Genomic DNA, 13,427 nt, shown 5'->3' with positions numbered 1-13,427 from the left:
AGGGGAACAAACCGTCAGATGACTGGTGTGCGCCGCTCCCTCCCGAGGTCACACCTATGTGTGGGGGGAAGCCGATGGTGACGTCGGCCGAAAACCTGATCGGAACACCTTTCCGCCCGTGGGAAAATGGCGGAAGGACACGGCAGCGCTGGGCTTCCCGTGGACCGTAGTCGTAGGGGGAGCCCGTGAACGAGCCGGCCAGGACCGTCCGGACGATGGTCGGCCGCCGGCACGAGGGGGACGTACTGTCCTCCTTCGTGACGTCCGCGCAGGGACAGGCACTCGTCCTCAAGGGCGAGACGGGGGTCGGGAAGAGCGCGCTCCTCGAGCACGCCACCGAACTCGCGGCCGCGAAGGGCCACCGGGTGATCCGGGCGACCGGCGTCGAGGCCGAGTCGGACCTGCCGTTCGCCGGCCTGCACCAGTTGCTGCACCCGCTGCTCCCCCAGCTCAGCCGCCTCGACAGCGGCTACCGCGGGGTGTTCGACGTCGTGTTCGGGCGGAGTCAGGAGAAGCCGCCGTCGGTCATGACCCTCGCCATCGCGGTCCTCGACCTGCTGTCCCTGGCGTCCTCGCAGAAGCCGCTGCTGCTGGTCCTCGACGACGGGCAGTGGTTCGACACCGCCAGCGCCGAGGTGGCCGGTTTCGCGGGCCGCCGGCTCAGCGGCGGCTCGGTGAAGCTCCTCGTCGCGCTGCGCTCGGACATCCCGTCCCGGCTGGACACCGCGGCCCTGCCCGAACTGTTCGTGCCGACCCTGTCGGACGAGGCGGCCGGGCAGCTCCTGGACCGGCAGCACCCGGGCCTCGACCCGCAGTTGCGCCGGGTCGTCCTGCGGGAGGCACAGGGCAACCCGCTGGCCCTGCAGGAGCTGCCGCCCTACCTGAGCCGCAGGCCCGCGCGCGGGGCCGAGGAGGCGTGGGGCTACCGGGGCGTCCCGCTGCCGCGCCGCCTCCAGCACGTCTACGGCACCCGCATCGAGGCCCTGGGCGGGGAGGTGCGCGCGGAACTGCTGCGCGGCGCGCTGGACGGGGTGGAGGCCGGGCCCTCGGTGGGCCACACCCGCGGCGCCCGGTACCGGATGGCCGACGCGGACGAGGCGGCGTTCGGCGGGCTACTGGACATCGACCCGGTCAGCGGCGACTTCGTCTTCCGCCACCCGCTGGTGCGCTCGACCGTGGTCCAGCTGGCGACCCCCAACGAACGCCGCGCGGCGCACGCCACGCTCGCCCGCTTCCACCGGGACGACATCGAGCGGCGGGCCACCCACCTGGCGGCCGCCACGGTGGACCCCGACGAGCGGATCGCCGCCGAACTGGAGGCGGCCGCCGAGTCCGCGACCCGGCGCGGCGGCGCGGTCGCCGCGATGGCCTGGCTGGTCCGGGCCGCGGAGCTCAGCGAGAACCACGCCGACCGCTCCCGGCGGCTGGGCGACGCGGCCTACCTCGCCGGGCAGGCCGGCCTGCTCGACCGGGCGCAGCGGCTGGCCCACGCGGACATCGTCCCGGGCCGCGGCGAATCGCCCGCCGCAGTGCTCGCCGCCGCCTATCTGGCGCTGTACCAGGACGGGGAGGTGCGCTCCTCGCGACGCCGGATCATCGCCACGATCGAGGCCCTGCGGGCCGACGGCCTGCGGGAGGACAGCCCGCGGGTCGACGGCGTGCGGGCCGACGGACTGCGGCGAGACAGCGCGCGGCGAGACAGCGCACGGGAAGACAGCGAGACGGTCAGCCGGCTGATCAACCTGCTGCTGGCGAACTGCCAGTACGCGAGCGACGGCGCCGCGTGGCAGGAGGTCCGCGCGTTCCTGGACCGGCTGGGCGACCTGGTGCCGACGCGCTCGCTGATCTACCGCGACGCCTGGAGCGACGTGGTGCGGCACGGCGCCGGGGCACGGGAGCGCCTGGAGGCCGCGTTCGCCGGCCGGCAGGACCTCGAACCCTGGGACGTCACCCGCCTCGGCGTCGCCGCCTACCACCTGGACACGCTCGGCCCGTACCGGCCGCACTTGCAGCGCGTCGTCGACCGCGAGGTGACGACCGGCGCGATGTCGGCCGGCATGACGATGCTGCACCTGATCATGCTCGACCAGATGGCCGTCGGCGAGTGGGACGAGGCGGAGCAGAGCGGGCTGCGCAGCCTGGAGCTGGCGACGGACCACGACCACGACCTCTTCGCCCACCACAGCCGCGCCTACCTCGCGCTCCTGGCCGCCATGCGCGGCCGCCTGGACCGGGCCCGCGAGCTGCAGGCCGCCGTCGACGCCTGGGCGCGACCGCGCGGGGTGGGGTTCCTCACCCAGATCGCGGACTCCGTCGGCACGACCGCCGCGCTGAGCGAGGGCGACTACGAGGCCGCCTACCTGTACGCGATCGGCATCACCACCCCGGGCTCGTTCACGCCGTACGCGCACCAGGCGTCCCGCACCCTGCTCGACCTCGTCGAGGCGGCGCTGCACACCGGGCGCGCGGACCAGGCGCGCCGACACGCGCTGGCCGCGCGCGACGCCGGACTGCCCGACATCTCGCCCCGGCTGGCGCTGGTGACGTACGGCGCGCTGGCGATGACGACCGACGACGAGAAAGCGGCGGCCGAGCTCTTCGGGCTGGTGGAGACGCTGCCGGACGCCGTCCGCTTCCCGTTCGAGCTGGCCCGCATCCGGCTCGCCCACGGCGTGCGGACCCGGCACTCCCGGGGGCCGGCGGCGGCCCGGCAGCCGCTGGCCCGGGCCGCGGAGGCCTTCGAGCGGCTCGGCGCCCCCGCCTGGGCCGAGCGCGCCCGGGCCGAACTGCGCGCCTCCGGCCTGCCCGCTCGGGCCTCCTCCGCCCACCTGGCCACCCTCACCTGGCAGGAGCACCGGATCGCCGACCTCGCCGCCGCCGGCCTGACCAACAAGGAGATCGGCGAGCGGATGCACCTGTCACCCCGTACCGTCAGCTCACACCTGTACCGGGTGTTCCCCAAGCTCGGCATCACCTCCCGGGCCGCCCTGCGCGACGCGCTGGGCGACGCCCCGGCCCCCGGCGCGGGCTGAGCCGCACACGTGCGCCCCGGACAGGCCGCTGCCGTCCGCCTCCCGGGGGTACCATGCGCAGCACCAGCTACGACGAGGGAGTGAACGTTGTGACCAGCCAATCGGCCGCCACCCGCCGATCGCGGTACGTCCTGCAGGCCGCGTCGGACCTGGAGGACAACCGGCGCCGGCAACGGGAGTTGGCCGAGGAGATCAAGCGGCTGGAGCAGGAGGAGGCCCTCCTGGAGGAGCTCCTGACCCTTGCCGAGCGGTACGAGGGACTGTCGGAGCCGTCGCCCCTCCCCGAGCAGGCGCAGAGCGAACCCGTACTCGCCGGGGCGCGGCCGCGCGGCAAGGCGCGGCAGCCACTCCTCACCGAACTCCTGCTGGACCTCCTGCGCGGTCACACCGAGCCCTGCGCGGCGAAGGAGCTGCGGGCGGAGCTGATGCGCGCGCACCCGGACCGGGAGCCCACCCCGCAGGTGGTGCGCAACACGCTTGAGACGCTCGTCGCCAAGGGGCGGATCGGGCGGCAGAAGCTGGAACGCTCGGTGGTGTACACCCTCCTCTGAGGGGCACACGTGCGGGAGGTACGTGTGTGTGAAGCGCATCTGCGTGGCTCACGTGTGCGTGGCATCCGTGTGCGTGGCATCCGGAGGGGGTCTCAACTCCCCGGCCGGTCCGCCCGGATGTCCTGCCGGGCCAGCCAGTCGAGGACGTGGTCCGCGACCGGGCGCCAGCCGCTGTCCACGAACAGGGTGTGGCTGCGGTCCGCGAACTGCTTCAGCTCCGTCACCGCCGCGGAGTCGCCGTACTGCTTGTAGACGGCGCGGGTCAGCGCGTCGGGTACGAGCAGGTCCTCCTGGCCCGAGATCAGGAGCAGCGGCCCGCGGGCCCTGCGGCCGACGTCCACGGCAGTCAGCTCGGACCGGCCGCCGGCGCCCACCTCGGTGATCAGTCGGCGCGGGGCCGGGACGGCGTACCGCTCGTAGAGTTCCGCGGCTTCCCGTTCGTCGGAGGTGTTCGCGAAGAGCTGCCGGAACTGCCCTCCCGAGAGCGCCAGTTGTGCCTCCGGGCGGCCGGCCGGCGACTCGGTCGAGGGCTCGGCCGACCCGGCGCAGGGCGGCATTCCGAGCGCGGCGAGGGGGCCGGGCAGCGGCACGCCGTTGATGGGCGCCGAGGCGATGGCCACGGCCGCACGCCCGAGACCCGCGGCAAGGAGCCGCTGCACGATCAGCCCGCCCACCGAGTGCCCGATGAGCACGGGCGGACTGTCGAACGACCCGACGACACCCGTGAAGTGCTCGGTCAGTGCCGCCAGCCCGAGGTCCGGGAGCCGGTCCGGACGGCGCCGCGCCTCGTCGGCCGTGGGAAGCTCGCCCGGCCAGCCCGGGGCCACGACGGTGAAGCCCCGGGCCGTGAAGCGCTGGGCCCACGCCTCCCAGCACAGCGCATGGAACCACGCTCCATGGACGAAGACGACGGGCGTACCGGGCACTGCGGGGCCTCCTGGCGTGATGACCGCCCAGCACCGACGTGTGGGCACCCGGCCAGGATCGAACGGGAACGGCAGCACCGAAACAGTCGAATGACTTAATTGCTGTCGGAGCTGCGGTGTTGCGGAGCTGCGGTGTTGCGGTGTTGCGGTGTTGCGGTGTTGCGGTGTTGCGGTGTTGCGGGCCAGGAGGGCTTCACGTCGGCGGGGCGGGTGCGGTCGAGGGTGGCGCGGGCTCAGAGCCAGCCGCGCTCGTCCGCGACCCGCAGGGCCTCCGTACGGTTGCGGGTGCCGGTCTTGGCGATGGCCGAGGAGAAGTAGTTGCGGACCGTCCCCTCGGAGAGGTAGAGCTTCGCGGCGATCTCCGCGACCCCGGCGCCCGGGCGGGAGGAGTTCAGCACGTCGCGCTCGCGGGCGGTGAGCGGGGAGGTGCCCGCCGCGAGGGTGGCGGCGGCCAGGTCCGGGTCCACCACCCGCTCCCCCGCCGCGACCCGGCGGATGGCGTCGGCCAGCACCTCTGCGGGCGCGTCCTTGACCACGAAGCCGACCGCGCCCGCCTCCATGGCCCGGCGCAGGTAGCCGGCGCGGCCGAACGTGGTGAGGATGACGACCCGGCACTCCGGCGCCCGCTGGGCCAGGACGGCGGCCGCCGCCAGGCCGTCCAGTCCGGGCATCTCGATGTCGAGCAGGGCGACGTCCGGCCCGTGCTCGCGGGCCGCCTCCGCGACCTGGTCGCCGCGGCCGACGGCGGCGACCACCTCGAAGTCGTCCTCCAGGTCGAGCAGGGCGCGCAGCGCGGTGCGCACCAGCTCCTGGTCCTCGGCGAGCAGCAGGCGGATCGTCATGTCGTCCCTTCGGGAGGGGAGTCGGAGCCGCCCGGCGGGACGGTGACCAGCAGCCGCCAGCCGCGCGGGGCGAGCGGGCCTGCCTCGACCGTACCGCCCGCCGCCGCGACCCGTTCCCGCAGGCCGGTGAGGCCTTTGCCGTCGCCTTGGCCTCCGGGGCCGCCGGGGCCGCCCTGATCGCCCTGATCGCCCCGACCGTCGTCGCGGATCTCCACCGAGGTCGCGGTGAGCACCACCGAGCAGCGGGCGGCACGGGCGTGCCGGACCGTGTTCGTGATGCCCTCGCGCAGTACCCAGCCGAACAGTTCGCGGTGCTCCGGCCCGACCGCGTCCGCCGCCGTCGGCAGGTCGGCCACCACCCCGGCGGCGCGCAGCAGTTCGCGGGCGCGGGCCAGCTCGCCCGCGAGGGTCACCTCGCGGTAGCCGGTGACGGCGGCGCGGACGTCGGACAGCGCCTGCCGGGAGAGCGTCTCCACGGCCGCCATCTCGGCGACCGCGTGGTCCGGGTCCTTGTCGGCCAGCCGTTGCGCCAGGCGGGACTTGACGGTGATCGCGGTCAGCGAGTGGCCGAGCAGGTCGTGCAGGTCGCGGGCGATCCGGTTGCGTTCGGCCTCGGAGGCCAGCCGGGCCACCTCGGCCCGGGCGGCGACCAGCTCCCCGTTGGTGGCGGCCAGTTCGGCGAAGGCGCCGCAGGTGAGCGCGGTGAACAGCAGGGCCAGCGCCTGGAATCCGCCGGGCCCGGTGTGCCAGGGGCGCACCGCCCACGGCACCAGGAACGCGGCCAGCGTGGCGACGGTCACCACCCGGGCGGCCTGCCGACGCCACAGGGCCGCGACCGCCGAGACGACCACGGTGGCGAGGTAGAAGGCGTCCGCGTGGGCGAACGGGAGCGCGGCGAGGAACAGGGCGGTCATCACCGCCAGCAGCAGTGTGACCCGGTGCCGTCGGCCGCGTTCGAGGGCGAGGGCGGTCAGCACGTAGCAGAGGCAGAACGCGGCGACCACGGCGTATCCGGCGAACGCGGCCGACCCGGCGACGTCCTGACTCACGGCCACGGCGGTGAGCGCCGGGAAGACCAGCATCCCGGCGCCCAGCAGGAGGCGTCGCCGACCCGGCCCCCAGCGGTGGGCGGAGCCCGGCGCGCTCGGCGTCGTCGGCACAGTCGTTGCCGCAGTCGTCGGCGTAGCCGTCGGCGGCGCGCTCGGTGCGGTCTCGCGGTCGAGGTCGGTCACCCTCGCGCCCCCTCCTCAGAGCCTGGCGAACAGGGTACGCAGGTGCCGCCCGTTGACCAGGACGGCCACGCCCAGCAGGGCGAGCCCGCACAGGCCCTGCTCGACCTTCATCCAGACCGGGAAGAGCCCCGGCAGGACGATGATCGTAGCGATCGCGGCGAGCATGGCGGCCGAGATGATCCGCAGCCGCCGGAAGGCCCCCCGGGAGCCGCGGGCCGCGCGGGCGGTGAGCAGCAGGGTCACGGCGGCGCCGGCCACGACGATGGTGCCGCGGACCCAGACCGCCGAGGTGACGAGGGAAGGGTGGTCGCGGAGGGCGAAGGCGACCGCCAGCGTCAGCACGCTGAGGCCGAGGTAGGCGAGGACGAACCGCCGCACGGTGCGGAAGGCCCGCCGGGTGTCGGGGTGGTGCAGATCGGGGTCGGTGCCGGTGCCGGTTTCGCTGTCAGTGGAGGTCTCGGTGGAGGTCATGGACCCATCGTGGGCGCAGGCCCGGTGCGCGGGGCAGTGTGCTCGCGCACCGGTGCGCCATGACAATTGTCAGCGCCCGGCCGCTGTCGGCTCGGCGTCCAGCAGCCGCACCATGTGCAGCTTCGCGACGGCCAGCCCGTCCACCAGCACGGCCCTCGGTTCTCGGCCCCACACCTCGAAGCCGCAGGCGGTGTAGAGCCGCAGGGCGGCCTCGTTGCCCTCGGAGACGGTCAGCAGCACCTGCCGCAGCCGCCCGTCCTCGGCGGCCGTGCGCAGCACCTCCCGCACCAGAGCCCGGCCGATCCCCCGCCCGGCGGCGCTGCGGGCCACCGCCATGCCGTACAGCGTGCCCTTGTGCCGCTCCTGGCTCCGCGACGCCACCTTGAGCCCGGCGGTGCCGACCAGCGTGCCCGTGTCGTCGAAGGCCCCGAGCAGGGCGCCCGGCCCGTCCTCGGCCTCGGTCAGGCGGCGCAGCGTCGCGGCCATCGGCTTGGCGCGCTCCTCGGCGTGGCGGGAGGTGAAGGCGCTGGGCGTCTCGCGCAGGGCTTCCAGGCGGAACGCCCGGTACGGCTCGGCATCCGCGCGGCCCAGGCGGCGCACAGTGACGGGCCGGCGCACCGTGCCCGGCTCAGCCGAGGCGGACACGGGTGCACCGGGTGAGGTACGGCAGGGCGATCGTGTCCTGCCCCGCCAGGTCCGGGTGGGTGGCGAGCAGGTGCCCGACGTCGGCCAGCAGCCGGATGCGTTCGCTCTCCGGCAGCGCGATGACGTAGCTGCGCGAGGCGACCATGTCCACGATCCCGGCCCGCGTGGTCTCGTGCTCCCAGCGGATCTCCAGCCGCTCGGGCGGGCCGAAGGGCGCCGGCAGGACGGGCCTGGTGTCGATCCGCTGCCGCGTCGACCGGTGCATCAGCGCGCCGAGTTCGGCGGCCCAGGGCTCCGATTCGTCCCGGACGTTCCACACCAGGGCGAGCGTCCCGCCGGGGGCGAGCACCCGGGCGATCTCGGGCACCGCGACGGCCGGGTCGAACCAGTGCCAGGCCTGCGCGACCACGACGGCGTCCATGCTCCCGTCCGGCAGCGGGACGCGCTCCGCCGAGCCCGCCCGGACGGCCGCCTTCGGCACCGCCGCGGCCAAGTGCGCCCGCATTCCCTCGTCGGGCTCGACCGCGACCACGTCCAGGCCCGCCTCGACCAGCAGCCGGGTCAACTTGCCCGTCCCGGCGCCCAGATCGAGCACCCGCCGGGCCTCCCGGGGCACCGCGGACCCGATCAGCGCCTGCGGGTATCCCGGCCGCCCGGCCTGGTACGACGCCGCCGCGACCCCGAACGACCGTGCCCGCAGCCGCCCGGCCCACCGCCGCGTCGCGCCCTGCCGGGTCATCCCGCAGGCCCGTCCGATCTCCTCCCAGGTGGCCTCGCGCCCGCGCCGCAACTCCTCCACCAGCTCCGTCCGCCGCTCCTCCAACGCCTCGATCACGCCCGACAGCCGCCGCAGCCCCTCCACTCCGCCCCCACCGGCCACATCCTCCGCCACCCGCCGACCAAGATCGTCCGTCTCCATGGGCCCGCACTGTAGGGACCGCTGCGGCAACGTGTCAATGGTCGTTGCTTCACTACGCAACAGATGTTGCTAGCTCTCTGTCGCAACTTCCCGGATGCCACGGCCCCGGCCGAACCTCGGCCGGGGCCCGCCTGCTCACCGCGGCCGGAGAGTCAGTGTGAACTGGGGAAGTGCCAGGAGGAGCAGGACCATTCCGGCCTCGACCCAGCGACACTTCGCCCGGATGATCGCGCTGGTGCCAGCCAGCGCGGCGAGCAGGGGGCCAGCCGGGTCGCGTCCGACCCGTTCGAAGGCGCTGCGCAGGCGATCCAGGTCAGCTCCGGACGCGATGTGCTCGAAGTACCCCGGACCAGCTAGCCCTCCACGCCGGCCCTTCCGGTGGCGCGGCACCAACGCGGCGACGAAGCACGCGGCGGCCAGCAAGGCGCACGCCACGGCAGTCCACCACAGGAGCCGCCGCCCCGGATCGGGCTCACCGCCGCTGTCCAGCGGAATGAAGGTGGCGAGTACCCCGCCCGTGAATGCCAGGAACACGGAAGCCTTGGTGTCGGCCCGGACGAGTTCCGCACTGTTGGCCGCCATCAGGCGTTCCATCGCCGACAACGCCGACGGGTTGCACGCCATCGTCGACACGGAAGCCAACCGTCGGCGCCGCGCTTGCTCACGACGTACGCCCGCCCGTATCACCGCGGCCTCCCGTTCGGCACGGCGCCGGGCCAGCCGTTGACCTGGGAACGGACCTTGCCGAACTCCGGCCCCGGATCCTGCGGGCCGGGGCCGGGAACCTGCCGTCCGAGGGCTACCAGGCGGTCGCGCAGCATCCTGGAAAGCTCCAGTCGCTCCTGCGTCGTCAGCTTGCCCAGCATCCCGGCCAATTGGTCCTGCCAGGTGGTCTCGCCCCGGAGTAGGTCGGCGTGGTTGACGGCCCAGTCCAGGACGTCGTGGACCTGGTCGGGCTTTCTAGCGAGCCACAGCGCCGCAAGTGCGACCGGCCCCTCCTGGACGGCCCGGCGGCAGAACGCGTACTCCTCCGGGCTCTTCTCCATCCAATCGAAGGGCACGTCCGCCGCGTCAGGCTCGCCGAGCCGCAGTTCGTTGCCGTACTCCCGTGCGGAAACGTCGGCGACACGGTAGGTGAGGCCGTGGTCCGGCATCACGTACGGCGCGGCGAGGTACTGCACCAGCTCGGCTGTGCCCAACCTGGTCCCCGCTACGGCGAACTGGTCCTTGAGCTGGTGCAGGCGCCGGTCGAGATCCTTGCGGACCGGCAGCCAGCCCCGGTTGGTCCGGGTCCGCACGACCTGCGCGGCGTCGTGCGCCCACCACAGGACATGGACCTCCAGTGGTTCCGTGCCGTACGGGGTGGGGAGGCCGACGGCCCGGGTGCCCGAGCGTTCGTCTACCTCGACCAGGTACGCCCGGTCGAACCCGCGCAGACCGAGACGGACGGTCCCTGCGCCCTCCGACTCTCCGTCCTCGGCGGGAAGGCTCCGGCGGCGTTCCCCCAATTGGTGGTAGAGCCCGTCCCGGTCCCGCAGGACCAAGGCACGGTCCCTCCGCCCGGACCAGCGGTACCAGAGGATCTCCCGCCAGGGGGCGCGGGTTGCCTGGGAGTAGAGCGGCTGGTCACTGTCGAGGGTCATCGGTGCCTCCAAACGCAGTGGCGGAGAAGTAGGGCTGCGACTCGCCATGCCGCCAGGCCTCCAGGGCGCGGCGGGCGATGTCGCGGCCGACCAGGTCGGGGTTGTCACTGCCGTCGATCTCGACCAACAGCCTCAGTTCGCCGGAGCGCATGCCCTGGGCGAGGGCGGTGAGGAGCGTCTCCACGGCGCCTCTGAGCGGCTCGTCCCAGGCCGCCTGGTGGCACCAGACGAGCAGCCTGTGACTTGTACGCTCGAAGAGGCTCTCGTCGTTGAGAGAACGCCGGACGAAGACGAGCACAGCCTCGGTGAACTCAGCGCCCGGATACAGTTGTTGCCGGAACCAGGACGGGTCCCGCAGCAGATCCGGAAAGGCCTTCTGGGCGAGTTCGGCATCGCCCCCCGGCTTGTCGGTCCACTCCACGAACTGACGGAAGACAGCTGTCTCGTTCCCGCCTGCAAACAGCCTCTCCAGGGAGCGGCGCGCCGCCAGGGCCACCACATACTCATCGCCTTCATCGCCCCGGTAACAGCGCCGGATCAACGAGATCGCAAGTTCCGGTCGGGCCGCTCCGAAATCCCTTCCGCAGGCGTCGGCCACGGTCGACCGGAGCCGCGCGCCGCCGTCGAGGCTCCATCTGCCGAGGCGGTGCTTCACCTCCCCGGCGAGGATCGGATCCTGTGCCGCGATACCCAGCGCGTATGCGGCAGTACTTCGGCTCTGCGCGCGGTCGGACCGGGCCAGCTCGTGGATGTGGCGCAGCGCCCTACGGCCACCGCTCCAGCTGGCGGCCAGCCCCATCACGCGGCCCACCGGTCCGGCCAACTCGGTTTCAGTGCCGGGAACGTTGTCCATCCACTCGGTCAGCAATCCGGAAACCTCACCGTACTGCCGCCACACGTGCCGAAGCACCGCCTCCGCCTGCCGGTGCCGCTTGAAACGGACCGGTTCCACCGTGTAGGTGTAGCTGCCGACTTCGCGGATCTCGCTGGTTTGGCATTCGGCCCGGATGGTTGCGAGGAGTTCGTCCAGCGAGCGCCGGAAGACGAACCGTGGGTTGGACTGAGGGGCCTCACCGCTCCTGCCCTGCTCTCGATCTTCGTTCACTGCCGGCCGCTGAACCGCGTCGAGTCGGCCGTCGGCCAGCTTGAGCAGCCGATCCGTTTCCTCCTGGACGATCCGGTGGTCGAGTCCCTCGAGAACGCTCGTCACCAGCAGGAACGCCAATGCGTCCGGGTCCTCGCGGAGTGCCTTCAGGATGTCCGGGACCTCCGTCTCCGCGAGGAAGCTCAGCCGCTGGCCGAGGTCGGCCAGGTCGGGGCCGTTGTCACCGGACCGGCTCACCGCGTCGACGAGTTCGGCGACCTGGGCCGGCACCAGTTCGGGTGCCAGCAAGTCGTCCAACTCGGGCCCCAGCCTCGCCAGCAGTTCCTGACGCCGGTCGTCCTCGGGTACTGCAGCCTCGAACCGCGCCTCGAATACCGAACCCGGCGATGGGGGCACGTATCGCACCGGGCTGATGTCCGACTCACGAACGAGGCGACGGAGCGTGTTCGAGTCGTGCGGCAGCAGGACCACCATGTAGGCCCCGGCGTCGTCCAATCGCTGGCGAATCCTGGCAACCGCCGTCGGGCCTAGCCTCACCGTGGGCGACAGGCCGTGCACCAGGTACCCGCGTGCCGCACTGTGAGTGGGCTGCCAGGAGGACAGGTCCTCGTCGCTGTCGAGCGCGCGTAGACCCATGCTCTTCCCGCTGCACTCGAACAGCAGGTTGAGGGCCGTGGTGCGGCGTCCGGTGCCGGGTTCCCCGGCGAGGAAGAGAAGGCGCGTGCCGAGTTCCTCGAGCGCCCTGGGGAAGCACTCCGGCGTCGCGAACCCGGTACAGGCGGCCAGGATCTCCGGCGCGGAGATGGGCCCGTCATGCGCCTCCACCCGCGGGCCGCCACCCGTGCCTGCCCCAGCAGCGCCGCTCTCCACGCGCTGGCCCCCGTGCACCGAGCCGGTATTGATGTTGCCGTTCGGCGCGTAGATGATATGCGGGCGGCCAGCACCCCGGACACCGAACCGGTCCGCGAACTCGCCGTCGAAGTCATCGAAGTCGAAGTCGAGATCAGTGTCGCCCAGAACGTCGGACGGACCTTCGAGGGCCGGGCGCTCCTCGGCGCTCACCGGCGGTGCTCGTTCTTGTCGCCGTGGACCGTGTCCCCCTGGTTGCCCTGGACCGTCCCTGCCTTGTTGCCCGCCACGTAGTCGCCGCCGAAAGAGTCGCGACCCGCATAGTCGCCGCGCACATTGGTGACACTCTGGCCCCCGTGCACCGTGCCGCTGTTCAGGTTGCCACCGTCGGCCCGCTGCTTCACCACTGCCCTCGTCGCACGGTGGCCCTCCGTTCGCCCAGCCCCCGGCTCAACGGCTGCCGTCCGCCCCTGCCGACCCTCCTGCTCCTCGACGACAACCTCGCCGAGGATCCTGCGGTCGTAGAGGTTGCCGGAGGGCGCAGGCACGTACAGCCATGCCCGCTGGTCGAAGTGCTTGCCCTCCACCGTGGCCGGGACCTCGATGAAGTGGTCGGGGTGGCGTCCGGTGAATCCGCCGGCCACCGCGTCCTGATAGCAGCGATCGGAAAGAATGGCGGCCACCTGGGTGATGCTCTCGTTGGATGCGGCCAGCATGGCCTTCACGGGACGGGAGTCGAGCAGGCGGTGGGTGTCGTTCCGAGGGGTGCCGTTGCCGTCGAACTCGCCGCCCGTGTCCGGGAGGGGACCGATGTTGAGGCTGACCCTCAGCCGGACGCGCACCGTCCCGACCGAGTGCACGTTGAACTCGGTCAGCACCTCCTGCAGGGTATTCAGCCAGGGGTGGATCAGGAAGGGCATCCACACCGGGTCGAAGCCGAAGACGTATCCGTCGCCCGTCGAATTGGGGAACCTCCGGTCCTTCCATACCTCCGCCAGTCCGGCCCGCTCGAAGGACCACTGGAGCACCTGCGGGACGGCCTGGCTGATCACGCCGTGCTCGATCGCCGGGTAGCCGGTGAAGTCCTTGGCGTCCACGGCGACGATTCCCCGGTACGGCGGGAGGTGCCGGCTGCGGCTGTAGGGCAGGGCGCTGGCCTCGGGCAGCGGCTGGTCGAACTCCGTCATCTCTGCTCCTTCTCATTCCCGTACT

12 protein-coding genes are annotated in these 13,427 nt (G+C 72.8%); 2 read left to right on the top strand and 10 right to left on the bottom strand.

Annotation, left to right across the window (positions count from 1 at the left end; all coding sequences use genetic code 11):
* Positions 1–215 precede the first annotated feature (215 nt).
* The gene (locus ACZ52J_RS00755) at positions 216–3,032 is read left to right on the top strand and encodes a helix-turn-helix transcriptional regulator (RefSeq protein ID WP_465615275.1); all 2,817 of its coding nucleotides are present in this window, start codon (positions 216–218) and stop codon (positions 3,030–3,032) included.
* Positions 3,033–3,121: 89 nt separating this feature from the next.
* On the top strand, positions 3,122–3,583 hold the full coding sequence (locus ACZ52J_RS00750; RefSeq protein ID WP_465614864.1) for a hypothetical protein: 462 nt from the start codon (positions 3,122–3,124) through the stop codon (positions 3,581–3,583).
* A 92-nt stretch (positions 3,584–3,675) separates the two neighbouring features.
* Here the strand turns inward: ACZ52J_RS00750 and ACZ52J_RS00745 are convergent, their stop codons facing one another.
* From ACZ52J_RS00745 to ACZ52J_RS00700, 10 genes are all read right to left on the bottom strand, one after another.
* Positions 3,676–4,509, bottom strand: a complete 834-nt coding sequence (locus tag ACZ52J_RS00745; protein ID WP_465614863.1) for an alpha/beta hydrolase — start codon at positions 4,507–4,509, stop codon at positions 3,676–3,678.
* 233 nt (positions 4,510–4,742) lie between these two features.
* Positions 4,743–5,351 (bottom strand): response regulator transcription factor, encoded by a 609-nt coding sequence (locus ACZ52J_RS00740; protein WP_465614862.1) that lies wholly within the window; start codon positions 5,349–5,351, stop codon positions 4,743–4,745.
* Positions 5,348–6,583 (bottom strand): sensor histidine kinase, encoded by a 1,236-nt coding sequence (locus ACZ52J_RS00735; protein WP_465614861.1) that lies wholly within the window; start codon positions 6,581–6,583, stop codon positions 5,348–5,350. Before ACZ52J_RS00735 ends, ACZ52J_RS00740 begins: the two co-directional genes overlap by 4 nt.
* A gap of 15 nt (positions 6,584–6,598) precedes the next feature.
* Positions 6,599–7,054, bottom strand: coding sequence for a hypothetical protein (locus tag ACZ52J_RS00730; protein ID WP_465614860.1), 456 nt, complete (start codon positions 7,052–7,054; stop codon positions 6,599–6,601).
* A 69-nt stretch (positions 7,055–7,123) separates the two neighbouring features.
* Positions 7,124–7,699 carry a GNAT family N-acetyltransferase gene (locus ACZ52J_RS00725; protein ID WP_465614859.1) on the bottom strand — a complete coding sequence of 192 codons (576 nt, stop codon included), beginning with the start codon at positions 7,697–7,699 and terminating at the stop codon, positions 7,124–7,126.
* Complete coding sequence (locus tag ACZ52J_RS00720) at positions 7,683–8,618, bottom strand: class I SAM-dependent methyltransferase (RefSeq protein ID WP_465614858.1); 936 nt, start codon at positions 8,616–8,618, stop codon at positions 7,683–7,685. The genes ACZ52J_RS00725 and ACZ52J_RS00720 overlap by 17 nt, the downstream gene beginning before the upstream one ends.
* Before the next feature lie 135 nt (positions 8,619–8,753).
* On the bottom strand, positions 8,754–9,242 hold the full coding sequence (locus ACZ52J_RS00715) for a Pycsar system effector family protein (RefSeq protein WP_465615273.1): 489 nt from the start codon (positions 9,240–9,242) through the stop codon (positions 8,754–8,756).
* A gap of 59 nt (positions 9,243–9,301) precedes the next feature.
* Entirely contained in the window at positions 9,302–10,261 is a 960-nt protein-coding gene (locus ACZ52J_RS00710; protein ID WP_465614857.1) for a hypothetical protein, read from the bottom strand.
* A complete protein-coding gene (locus ACZ52J_RS00705; protein WP_465614856.1) occupies positions 10,245–12,428 on the bottom strand; it encodes a hypothetical protein in 2,184 nt (727 codons plus the stop codon). The genes ACZ52J_RS00710 and ACZ52J_RS00705 overlap by 17 nt, the downstream gene beginning before the upstream one ends.
* Positions 12,425–13,402 carry a hypothetical protein gene (locus ACZ52J_RS00700; RefSeq protein WP_465614855.1) on the bottom strand — a complete coding sequence of 326 codons (978 nt, stop codon included), beginning with the start codon at positions 13,400–13,402 and terminating at the stop codon, positions 12,425–12,427. Before ACZ52J_RS00700 ends, ACZ52J_RS00705 begins: the two co-directional genes overlap by 4 nt.
* Positions 13,403–13,427 lie beyond the last annotated feature (25 nt).

The sequence above is a fragment of the Kitasatospora sp. NPDC034035 genome (assembly GCF_055575755.1).
The sequence above is the reverse complement of the archived record's forward strand: the minus strand, read 5'-3'. Positions and strand labels throughout refer to the sequence as shown.

Bases quoted from the DNA above. Each gene is read 5' to 3' on its own strand.
- ACZ52J_RS00755 (WP_465615275.1), top strand. From the start codon at position 216: ATGGTCGGCCGCCGGCACGAGGGGGACGTACTGTCCTCCTTCGTGACG.
- ACZ52J_RS00740 (WP_465614862.1), bottom strand. From the start codon at position 5,351: ATGACGATCCGCCTGCTGCTCGCCGAGGACCAGGAGCTGGTGCGCACC.
- ACZ52J_RS00730 (WP_465614860.1), bottom strand. From the start codon at position 7,054: ATGACCTCCACCGAGACCTCCACTGACAGCGAAACCGGCACCGGCACC.
- ACZ52J_RS00720 (WP_465614858.1), bottom strand. From the start codon at position 8,618: ATGGAGACGGACGATCTTGGTCGGCGGGTGGCGGAGGATGTGGCCGGT.
- ACZ52J_RS00715 (WP_465615273.1), bottom strand. From the start codon at position 9,242: ATGGCGTGCAACCCGTCGGCGTTGTCGGCGATGGAACGCCTGATGGCG.
- ACZ52J_RS00710 (WP_465614857.1), bottom strand. From the start codon at position 10,261: ATGACCCTCGACAGTGACCAGCCGCTCTACTCCCAGGCAACCCGCGCC.
- ACZ52J_RS00700 (WP_465614855.1), bottom strand. From the start codon at position 13,402: ATGACGGAGTTCGACCAGCCGCTGCCCGAGGCCAGCGCCCTGCCCTAC.